This is a genomic window from Parasulfitobacter algicola, from assembly GCF_013315265.1.
In the GTDB taxonomy this organism is placed as follows: Bacteria; Pseudomonadota; Alphaproteobacteria; order Rhodobacterales; family Rhodobacteraceae; genus Parasulfitobacter; species Parasulfitobacter algicola.
This window is the reverse complement of the sequence record NZ_JABUFE010000020.1, coordinates 19,327-29,000: the sequence shown is the minus strand read 5'-3', so window position 1 is coordinate 29,000 and position 9,674 is coordinate 19,327. Positions and strand designations below refer to the sequence as shown.

The window sequence follows — 9,674 nt, the reverse complement described above, 5'->3', positions numbered from 1 at the left end:
TTCCCGTTGCCGCAATCCATTCAGACAGTGCTGATGCTTCTGGTGCTTGTTCTGATTGGTCAAATCCTCGGCCAAGGTTTAACGACAATTGCGCTGAAAGATCTTCCCCCGTCGCTAAGTTCGCTTGTTCTGCTGGTTCAGCCCATCGTTGCCGGATGCCTGTCTTGGTACTTTTTATCAGAAACACTGAACGGCATGCAACTGCTTGGGATGTTTATAGTGCTTGTAGCGATTGCAGGTGCGGCCTTCTTACCTACGCATTGGCTTGCAAACAAAGCGGTTAGCTTTTCTGTTCGAAGACCAACTCGTTCGCAAATACCGGATGATGTGCAATGATCTGGAGACTTCAGGCAATTGCCAGCAGCCTGGGGTCGACTAAGACTTTTCTGATGACAAACTCCTCGACGCGCTCGGTATTCTCCCTCTGAAAATCAGCCGCCCGACACACTCCAGATAAGGGGGAGATAAAAGAGGAAAAATTTAATGAGTCAGCCACTTACAGAGAGCTCTGTGGGACCAAACGTTCCTTTATGCCGACGGACCCAATTATCGAATGTGGTTTGTCGGCATGGTAGCGGATCGTATCACCCTCGGACGCTACTTCAGAAATGCCATTTGTCGTCACGGCCAGCTCACCGGTATTGGTTTAGAGATTCCAGCTCTTTAGTTGCGGTCCTTTCGTAGTCGATCTGCGACTTGTAACCCAAAGCCGAGTGGAGGCGTGAGGGACTGTACCGACCTTAATATATACGTGTCCATGATCCAACCATGGTCCTCACGCGCAGCGTTGCGCATTTTAATAATATCCTGGCAGACATCATCCAAAGCGCCTGACATCAGAAGCTGTTGCGGCATTCCAAGGTATGCACCCCACCAGATGTGCAGGTCCTGCCCAAGTAACTGTTGAAAAGCGCAGGTTCCGTCCAGCATAACGGCCACGGTTGAGCCATTTTCGGGGGAACGTTCGCCGCTTAAACGCCGCCCTGTAGTGACGATGATTTCACCACCCAGAGTATTTAACGGGATGGCATGGGCCGCTGCCAGGGCCTGCAGGGATGTGATGCCTGCGATTACTGTAATTGGGGGAATTGGCCTAAGTCGCGCGGCAATGCGCAAGGTGCTATCGTAAAGCGCTGGATCCCCCCAGACCATCAGGGCGATCTTTTGGGCTTGGCGGTGTTCGGAGATTTTAGCAGCCCAGATCTGAGCGATTTCATCATGCCAGGCAGTGACGGCCTTAAGATAAGGCTGATTCTGGCTGCGCTTGGGCATGTCAAAATAGCTGACCACAAGATCGACGTCAGCGCGAACGTCCGCGACAATCAGGTGGCGCAAATCGGCCAGATCGGACTTTTCGTCCCCTTTTCGGGGCACGAGGATCAGATCAGCTTCAGCAATGGCTTTATGCGCCTGACGGGTCAGATGGTCAGGGTTTCCTGTGCCGATACCGATAAGAAATAGCTGGGTCATTTTGCCAAAAACGGGCGACACAAAGATCGCCCGCCTAGAGTTATTGAAATCTTATGCAGGGTGATGCAGCCGTTGTGTGAAAAGACCAGTTTTGCTAAAGCGCTGCAAGCCTTTGGCACCTGCCAAAACACCCAGATCAGCGATGGGTTCGATCAGAACGACCAGCATATAAGCCGCACCAAAGCTGGCGACCGCAGTCAGGTTTTCAGCGCTAACACCCTGACCGTAGATCGCCCAGAACGCCACCCAGGCGACAACGCCACCCTGATAAACCACAGACATTTTCAGAACCTGCATATAGTTCAGGTCGACATAAGCTGTGTCTGCGGGCACGATACGTTTGGCCAAGGCGTCGACGACAAACAGTGGGAACAGCAGGGTTGTGATATTCACAAAATACATTGGCAGGTCAGATGGCGCAAAGAAGGCGCCTTGAATGGCCAGGCACGCCGCCAGTCCAAAGGATGCAGGGCCAGCCCCAAGGATCAGGAACAGCGTTGTTCCCAGGATAAAATGCACCTCGGATATACCGACGGGGAAGTGCGGCAGGACCTCAAAAAAGATGAAAACACCAATTGTCGCAATGATCGCGCGGATTGCGAATGACGCGATTGAGTGTGTTTTCAGATCGTCAGCGCTGAGTTTCAGCGCGTATCCGGCGGCAGCGGCCGCTGTGCCATAGGCAAATATCATCTTTGCGCCGTCAACGACGCCTGGTTCGATGTGCATTATATCGTCTCCTTGTCGCCCACCCGGCGACTGTTGGTGCCGGTGCCCCGGCGATTGCATTTTTGATGGCAGGTCTCCTGACTTGCGGATCATCGCGGTGACCGAACCTTCCCAACCCCAAAGGCCAGTGGCTTAATCGGTCCGCTTCCCGTTCACAGTTGCGGGGGCAGCCCGGGGTTTGCACCCGGTTCCCTTTTTAGGCGACAAAATGTCACCACCATCACCTTGACTGTTTCAGGATTTGACCTGTCGGGCAAGTCATATATCGGCCAGTGATCCATAAAGGATCAGCGCTGGTTTATCACCCACGTCCTGCGCAAGTTTTGCAGCAAGACCGGTGACTGTGTCACGGTGTATCGTCTGATCCGGCAGGCTGACGTTTTCGGCCAGCAAAGCGGGTGTATCAGGGGCCATGCCGTGACCGACAAGCATGTCCACCAGTTTGGGAAAGGTGCGCTTGCCCATGAAAACAACCGTCGTCGCGTTGGCATCGGCAAGGGTGGGCAGGTTCAGATCATCGGGCAGCGCGCCCGTAAAATCATGCCCTGTCACAAACTGAACCCGCCGAGCGTTCAGACGCCGGGTCAGCGGAATGCCCGCAGCCGCAGCAGCGGCGCAAGCTGATGGGACACCGGGAATGATCTCATAGGGAATGCTGGCCGCGCTCAGGGCTGTTAGTTCTTCCTCAAGCCGTCCAAAGGTGCCGCCGTCGCCGGATTTCAGGCGTACGACGCGCTGGTTTTCACGGGCGTAATCCACCAGCAAGCGGCTGACGTGGTCTTGTTTCGGCGAAAGCCGCCCGGCACGCTTACCAACACCCACCAAATCGGCACCGGTGCGTACATGGGCAAGGATCGGACCTGCGGACAGATCATCAAACAGCACAGCATCGGCCCGTTTCAAGCGATCCACGGCTTTCAGCGTCAAAAGCTCGGGGTCGCCGGGGCCAGAGCCGACAAAGCTGACAAACCCTGTCATGGGGCCTCCTGCGCGATCAGATGAAAGAACGTGCCACTGACCGAACCGCGATGGGACCCGGTTTCAGCGACAGGCTTGCCATCGGCATCATAGACTTGGGCCAAAGGGGCATCGGGTTGTTCGATGATGGTTGAATAGTGAAATTCGTGGCCACGCAGGGCCGCACCTGTCTGAAAACCGGGCAGTAGCGCCGACAGGACAGCCCGGCGATAGCCCAGATGGAACTTGCGTTTTTCATAACTGGTCACAAGCCCCAGCAAGCCTGCCATCTGATGCGCGACCCCATCTTTGTCGATCAGGGTTTCGCCCAAGGCCATGTACCCCCCGCATTCCCCGTGAACGGGCTTGGTTTCCGCATGTTTGCGCAGGGCGGTCCTGAACTGATCCGCGGCTGCCAAGGTGCCTGCGTGCAGTTCGGGATAGCCACCGGGCAACCAAACCAGATCGGCCGAGGGATCTGGTGCTTGATCGGCCAAGGGCGAAAACGGCAGGATTTCAGCACCAGCGGCGCGCCAACCTTCGATCAGGTGGGGGTAAGTAAAGGAAAACGCAGCATCCTGCGCCAGTGCAATGCGTTGTGCGGGGGGCTTGGGCAGGTCGCCATGTGCCTTGGTTTCGACGGATGTGGCCGCAGCCTTAAGCGCAGACAGATCGACATGGTCCCGCAGGAATGTGGCGTACCCCGCAATCGCAGCCTCAAGATCAGGATGCTCGACCGCCTGGATCAACCCAAGATGCCGTTCGGGCAGTTTCAGATCACCACGCCTTGGTAATGCGCCCAGAACTGGCAGACCTGCATGCTCCATCCCAAGTCGTGTCAGACGTTCGTGTCGGGGGCTGGCAACGCGGTTCAGGATCACACCGGCAAGGGACAGATCAGGCAGATAATTTGCAAAGCCAAGTGCGGTCGCCGCCGCTGATTGCGCCTGTCCGCTGACGTCGATCACCAGAACCACGGGCCACCCCATGCGCGCTGCGGTTTCGGCGCTGGATCCAAAGCCCACCTGCCCACGGGTCGCCACGCCGTCGAACAGGCCCATGGATCCTTCGGCCACGATCATATCCGCACTATCCGCCTGTTTCGAAACAGCCGCCAGCAACGTGTCATCCATGGCCCATGTGTCCATGTTGAAGGATGCCCGCCCGGTTGCGGCCAGATGAAAGGCCGGGTCAATATAATCCGGCCCGCTTTTATAGGGCTGCACGGTCAGACCGTCATCGACTAGTGCCCGCAGAAGACCCAGCATCACAGTCGTCTTGCCGGTGCCCGAAGCGGGGGCTGAAATCATCAAGCCGGGGGGGTTAGTCATCGCCGTGGCTCCATCCTGCCCAGGGGCTTTCTGCGGATTGCGGGCGATAGCGGCGATCGTAATCAGCGGCATAAAGGCAGCTTTCCGCAAAATCGCTGGCCTCAAGCACCGGGCCGACAAGGATCAGAGCGGTGCGTTTTATGTCGGGATCCAGTACCTGTTCCACTGTCCCAAGCGTCGCGCGCTGGATGCGTTGATCTGGCCAACTGACGCGATAGATGACCGCAACAGGGCAGTCAGCCCCGTAAGCGGGTGTCAGGTCTGTGACCACCTGCTTGATGTTCACAATCGACAAATGGATTGCGAGCGTCGCGCCTGTTGCTGCGAAGTTCGCCAAGGTTTCGCCCGCTGGCATCGAAGATGCGCGACCCGGCGTCCGTGTCAGCACAACGGACTGTGCGACACCCGGCAGGGTTAACTCGGCCCCAAGCGCAGCAGCAGCAGCAGCAAAAGATGGCACACCGGGCGTGACGGTGAAAGGGATTTGCAACGCCTTAAGCCGCCGAAGCTGTTCGCCCATCGCGGACCAGACAGACAGATCACCCGAATGCAACCGCGCAACGTCTTGCCCTGCGGCATGGGCGCTTTGCACCTCGGCGATAATCGCATCAAGGTCCATGGAAGCGGTGTTGACTATGCGAGCCCTGTCCGGGCAATGGGCCAGAACCGCTTCGGGCACCAGAGATCCGGCATAAAGGCAGACGGGGCATGCCGCGATCAGATCGCGTCCGCGCAGCGTCAGCAAATCCGGCGCGCCGGGACCGGCACCGATGAAATGAACCGTCATAGGGGGCCTCCGATAGCGATGGCACAGGTGGCCATCCGGTCGTCTGAGATGTGTCTTGGCCCCACCAATCGCGCATCCGGGCCTGCCGAGGCAAGGGCGGCTGCCTCGGCGACGCTGCCAGTATCCCGCGCGGCATCGGATGCTTTGGATTGCGTCAGCGTTTGTTGTGCTTTCAGCTTCGGGGGTGATACGGAGATTATTGGTAAGTCCAAAGTCTCGGCCAAGGGTTGCAGGCCGTCCAGTTTATCTGCGACGGTGGCAAGCGCATCTGGTCGATGATCCTGTGACGCCTTGATTAGCGCGTTTTGCAGGCTTGCGGGTGAAGCCGCTGCGCGAAATCCGAACCCTGCAACAATCATAGGGTAACGCTCCATTGGATAACAGGATAGGCCGCCTGCCAGCCACGCTTAGCGCCAAGCGGCCTGGCACGCGACAGCTCGACTCGCAAGAGCGTGCCGCCCAGCTTAACCTGCCAATGGGTCAACAAAGCCTCAGCCTCAAGCGTCACAGCGTTTGCCACCAAACGCGTACCCGTGCATAGCGTTTCTTGCAAATGGTTCAATAGCGCTTCCGACAGTCCGCCGCCAATGAACACAGCATCGGGTGCTGGCAGATCTCCCAAGGCCTCAGGCGCCGTTCCTGTGATCACCCTCAACCCATCCACACCCAGGGTGTCGGCGTTGGCCTTTATCCGTTTCGTCCGATCTGGTCGTGTCTCAATCGCGATGGCCTCGGTCGTTGGATCAGATAACAGCCATTCGATTGCAATGGATCCCGAGCCGCTGCCAATATCCCACAGCCGCTCATACTTACATGGCGCAAGGGTGGACAGGGTCACAGCGCGCATAGGGGTTTTCGTGATCTGGCCGTCGTGGTCGAAAAAATCGTCTGGCAGACCTGAGGTTCTCGGCAGCGCCTTACCTTGGCCCATCACCGTCAGTGCGACACACACCGGGTGGGAAAACGCATGTTCAGTTGCTGCATCGGCCCGGGTGTCTGTCCGGTTTTCCCATGGACCCTCAAGTGCCTCAAACACCGTTAGAGTGCTATCGCCAAAGCCTTGGTCCGTCAGATAAGCACCCAGATCGTGAATCGCTTGGCCGTCGCGTAGAAGGACGATCAGTCGAGCTTCTGGTGCAAGATGGGGACGCAGGCGTGACAACGGGGCTGCGTGTAGGCCGAGGCAAGTCGTGTGCTCCAACGGCCAGCCCATCCGTGCAGCGGTCAGGGAAAAGCTGGACGTCCCGGGGAACGCACGCCATTCATGCACGCCGAGATCGCGGGTGATCACGCTACCCGCCCCGAACCAGAACGGATCGCCCGAGGCCAAGACGGCAACAGGCCTGCCGCGCAGTTTCATCAGTTCGGGTATGCCGTCCGCAAAAGGCACTGGCCAGCTGATCCGGCGGGTTTTGCCATCATCCGGCAGCAGGTTAAGGTGGCGCGGTGGCCCCATGATGACGTCAGCTTCGGACAGAGCGGCTTGACTTGCGGGCGAAAGACCCTCAGGTCCATCCTCGCCCAAACCGATAAGTGTGAGCCACGGCATGTCAGACATCGCACCCAACCTTCTGATCCTCGGCGGCACGACCGAGGCGACGGCTTTGTCGGCCGCTGTGCATGACGCAGGGCTGCGCGCTGTGATCTCGTTCGCTGGCCGGGTGGAACGCCCGGTGCGTCAGCCGATTGATCGTCGGATCGGGGGATTTGGAGGCGTAGTGGGTTTGGCCAGTTACCTTCAGGATCAGCGGATCACCCATGTCATCGACGCCACGCACCCCTTTGCTGCGCAGATGAGCCGCAATGCCATTGCGGCATGTGCTCAAACCGACGTGCCGCTGATCGCGCTGACCCGCGCGCCATGGACGCCAGTTGCTGGTGATCGTTGGCAGAGCGTGCTGGATATCCCCGCAGCCTGTGCCGCATTGCAAGGCGCCGCCCAACGGGTGATGCTGGCCGTCGGACGGATGCATCTGGCCGATTTCGCACCCAATCCGCAGCATTTCTATCTGCTGCGCCTTGTCGATGGACCAGCCTCGCCCCCGCCTTTTCCTGACCACCAAGTCATCGTCTCGCGCGGACCTTTTAGCACGGCGGATGACAAAGCGCTGATGCAAAGGTTTGAGATTGACTGTGTTGTGTCGAAAAACGCGGGCGGACAAGGCGCCTATGCCAAGATCGAAGCCGCGCGTGAGTTGGGCCTGCCGGTGATTATGATCGACCGGCCAGATATCCCACCCAGGCATGAAGTTTTCAGCGTTCAGGATGTGCTGGATTGGGTTGCTCATACGGGCACCGATCGTGGGGTGTAGACCAGTGGGGGGCCATCCCGTGTAATGATTTTTGTCTGCGATGATCCGACGATGACCATCGTGCGCATATCGGCCATGTCTGGCTGCGCTTGTGACAATGGTACGACGCGAAGCTCTTCGTCTGGTGTCGAGATCGCACGCCCGAAGATCACAGGGCGGTCATCCATACAGTCTTCACGCAGGATATCGAGGGCGCGCGCAAACCCCTCTGGCCGGGCCTTTGAGCGCGGGTTGTAGAACGCCATCGCAAAATCCGCCCGCACCGCTAGACGAAGCCGCTGTTCGATCAAAAACCACGGCTTCAGGTTATCGGACAGATTAATTGCGCAGAAATCATGGCCTAAGGGCGCACCTGCGCGGGCGGCGGCGGCCAGCATCGCGGTGATGCCGGGCAGAATGCGTATATCCAGATTGCGCCAGTCGGGTGGGCCGTGATCGATGGCCTCAAGCACCGCGGCGGCCATTGCAAAAATGCCTGGGTCACCAGACGAAACGACAACAACGCGTTTGCCTTCCGCAGCCATCTCAAGCGCATGGCGGGACCGGTCGATCTCAACCCGGTTGTCGCTGGCATGCAATGTCAGACCCGAGCGTTCAGCGACGCGGGCCACATAAGGGAAGTAGCCTACGACATCTGTCGCCTCGGCCAGAATTTGCGTGACATCAGGCGTCACGAGTGTCTCGGACCCTGGTCCCAGACCCACAACAGCGACCCAACCGCTCATGGTCTGCGTCCCTGGCCGTGCACGACAATGATCGAGAAATAGGGGGTCACTTTGCTCTCGGCACCAGCCAAAGGCGTGACCGTCTGGTTCGGCATCGTGGCATATTCAATCAGCCAGGCGTCATTGTAACGACCAGAGTCATGCAAGGCATCACGGACCTTGTCGATATTTCGACCGATTTTCATAATGACCAGAGCGTCAGCGGCCTGCATATGCCGGATCAGATCATCCTTGGGCAATGTCCCCATCAGAACGGTCATCACATCATCGCCCCAGGTGACGGGCACCCCGGTCGCAGTCCAGGCGCCAGACATGCCGGTGATGGCGGGTACAACCTGAATCGGCGTTTTGCCGTTTAGCCGTGTATAAAGATGCATGAACGAGCCATAGAAAAACGGGTCTCCTTCACACAGAACGACTACATCCTCACCGGCCTCTGCCAGGCTTTGCAGCCGCGTAGTGCAGTCGACGTAAAAAGTTGAAAGGCAGGCGTTATAGGCCGGATCGTGCAGGGGAATCTCTGTCGTGACCGGGTATTCCATTGGTATCTCGACCGCATCGGGTGACAGCATGTCATTGACAATCCGGCGCGCCTGACCTGGGCGTCCAGCTTTACGGAAATAGGCAACATGGCGGGCTGTACGCACAAGGCGATCCGCCCTGACGCTTATCAAATCGGGATCACCGGGGCCTAGCCCCACGCCATAGATGGTGCCTGTTGTGACCTGGCGGTTCATTCAATGGGACTCGCGATGGCATTCAAAGCAGCGACGGTGATAGCGCTGCCCCCAAGCCGCCCCTGAACGATGCAGCATGGAACGGGTTGCGCGGCCCACAGCGCGTCTTTGCTTTCAACGGCACCCACAAAGCCGACGGGACAACCAATGATGGCCGCCGGACGGGGGCAATCGGGGTCCTCCAGCATGTTGAGCAGATGAAAAAGCGCGGTGGGGGCATTGCCGATAGCAACCACAGCCCCTGCAAGGTGGGGCCGCCAAAGCTCAAGTGCTGCGGCAGAGCGTGTGTTGCCCATCTGCGCTGCCAGATCGCGCACGCCATCATCGCGCAACGTGCATATAATCGCGTTGTTCGCGGGCAATCGGGGTCGCGTGATACCTTCGCTGACCATCCGCACGTCACATAAGATCGGTGCGCCTTCTTCCAGCGCCTTGCGCGCAGTGCTCGCAAAACGCGGCGAGAAATGAATGTGCTTTTCCAGCCCAACCATCCCGGCCGCATGGATCATGCGTACGGCGATCTTTTCCTCCTCAGGTGGGAACCCAGCCAGGTTGGCCTCAGCCCGGATGATCGCAAAGGATTGTTGGTAAATGGCAGGGCCGTCGGTTTCGTAGGTGTATGGCAT

12 protein-coding genes and 1 riboswitch are annotated in these 9,674 nt (G+C 58.4%); of the genes, 2 read left to right on the top strand and 10 right to left on the bottom strand.

Annotated features, from left to right (window positions below; translation table 11 throughout):
- On the top strand, positions 1–336 hold a 336-nt coding region (locus HRQ87_RS18830), incomplete at its 5' end, for an EamA family transporter (RefSeq protein WP_217430505.1).
- 327 nt (positions 337–663) lie between these two features.
- Here HRQ87_RS18830 and cobF read toward each other — a convergent pair.
- The 7 genes from cobF to cbiE form a co-directional block, all read right to left on the bottom strand.
- Positions 664–1,491, bottom strand: coding sequence for a precorrin-6A synthase (deacetylating) (gene cobF, locus HRQ87_RS18825; protein ID WP_343035413.1), 828 nt, complete (start codon positions 1,489–1,491; stop codon positions 664–666).
- Between the two features lie 30 nt (positions 1,492–1,521).
- Positions 1,522–2,199 (bottom strand): energy-coupling factor ABC transporter permease, encoded by a 678-nt coding sequence (locus tag HRQ87_RS18820; protein WP_174139988.1) that lies wholly within the window; start codon positions 2,197–2,199, stop codon positions 1,522–1,524.
- A 50-nt stretch (positions 2,200–2,249) separates the two neighbouring features.
- Positions 2,250–2,436, bottom strand: a riboswitch (cobalamin riboswitch).
- A 21-nt stretch (positions 2,437–2,457) separates the two neighbouring features.
- Positions 2,458–3,177 (bottom strand): uroporphyrinogen-III C-methyltransferase, encoded by a 720-nt coding sequence (gene cobA / locus HRQ87_RS18815; RefSeq protein WP_174139987.1) that lies wholly within the window; start codon positions 3,175–3,177, stop codon positions 2,458–2,460.
- On the bottom strand, positions 3,174–4,487 hold the full coding sequence (locus HRQ87_RS18810) for a cobyrinic acid a,c-diamide synthase CobB (protein WP_174139986.1): 1,314 nt from the start codon (positions 4,485–4,487) through the stop codon (positions 3,174–3,176). Before HRQ87_RS18810 ends, cobA begins: the two co-directional genes overlap by 4 nt.
- Positions 4,480–5,274, bottom strand: coding sequence for a precorrin-4 C(11)-methyltransferase (cobM, locus tag HRQ87_RS18805; protein ID WP_174139985.1), 795 nt, complete (start codon positions 5,272–5,274; stop codon positions 4,480–4,482). Before cobM ends, HRQ87_RS18810 begins: the two co-directional genes overlap by 8 nt.
- The gene (locus tag HRQ87_RS18800; RefSeq protein ID WP_174139984.1) at positions 5,271–5,633 is read right to left on the bottom strand and encodes a cobalamin biosynthesis protein; all 363 of its coding nucleotides are present in this window, start codon (positions 5,631–5,633) and stop codon (positions 5,271–5,273) included. The genes cobM and HRQ87_RS18800 overlap by 4 nt, the downstream gene beginning before the upstream one ends.
- Positions 5,630–6,832 carry a precorrin-6y C5,15-methyltransferase (decarboxylating) subunit CbiE gene (gene cbiE, locus HRQ87_RS18795; protein WP_174139983.1) on the bottom strand — a complete coding sequence of 401 codons (1,203 nt, stop codon included), beginning with the start codon at positions 6,830–6,832 and terminating at the stop codon, positions 5,630–5,632. Before cbiE ends, HRQ87_RS18800 begins: the two co-directional genes overlap by 4 nt.
- Here cbiE and HRQ87_RS18790 point away from each other — a divergent pair.
- Positions 6,831–7,586, top strand: a complete 756-nt coding sequence (locus HRQ87_RS18790; RefSeq protein ID WP_343035415.1) for a cobalt-precorrin-6A reductase — start codon at positions 6,831–6,833, stop codon at positions 7,584–7,586. The two genes, cbiE and HRQ87_RS18790, sit on opposite strands and share 2 nt — an antisense overlap.
- Here HRQ87_RS18790 and cobJ read toward each other — a convergent pair.
- Genes cobJ through HRQ87_RS18775 form a run of 3 tightly spaced genes read right to left on the bottom strand, consistent with a single transcriptional unit; the run spans position 7,559 to position 9,674 of the window.
- Positions 7,559–8,311, bottom strand: a complete 753-nt coding sequence (gene cobJ, locus HRQ87_RS18785) for a precorrin-3B C(17)-methyltransferase (RefSeq protein WP_174139981.1) — start codon at positions 8,309–8,311, stop codon at positions 7,559–7,561. The two genes, HRQ87_RS18790 and cobJ, sit on opposite strands and share 28 nt — an antisense overlap.
- Positions 8,308–9,048, bottom strand: coding sequence for a precorrin-2 C(20)-methyltransferase (locus HRQ87_RS18780; protein WP_174139980.1), 741 nt, complete (start codon positions 9,046–9,048; stop codon positions 8,308–8,310). Before HRQ87_RS18780 ends, cobJ begins: the two co-directional genes overlap by 4 nt.
- A complete protein-coding gene (locus tag HRQ87_RS18775) occupies positions 9,045–9,674 on the bottom strand; it encodes a precorrin-8X methylmutase (RefSeq protein WP_174139979.1) in 630 nt (209 codons plus the stop codon). Before HRQ87_RS18775 ends, HRQ87_RS18780 begins: the two co-directional genes overlap by 4 nt.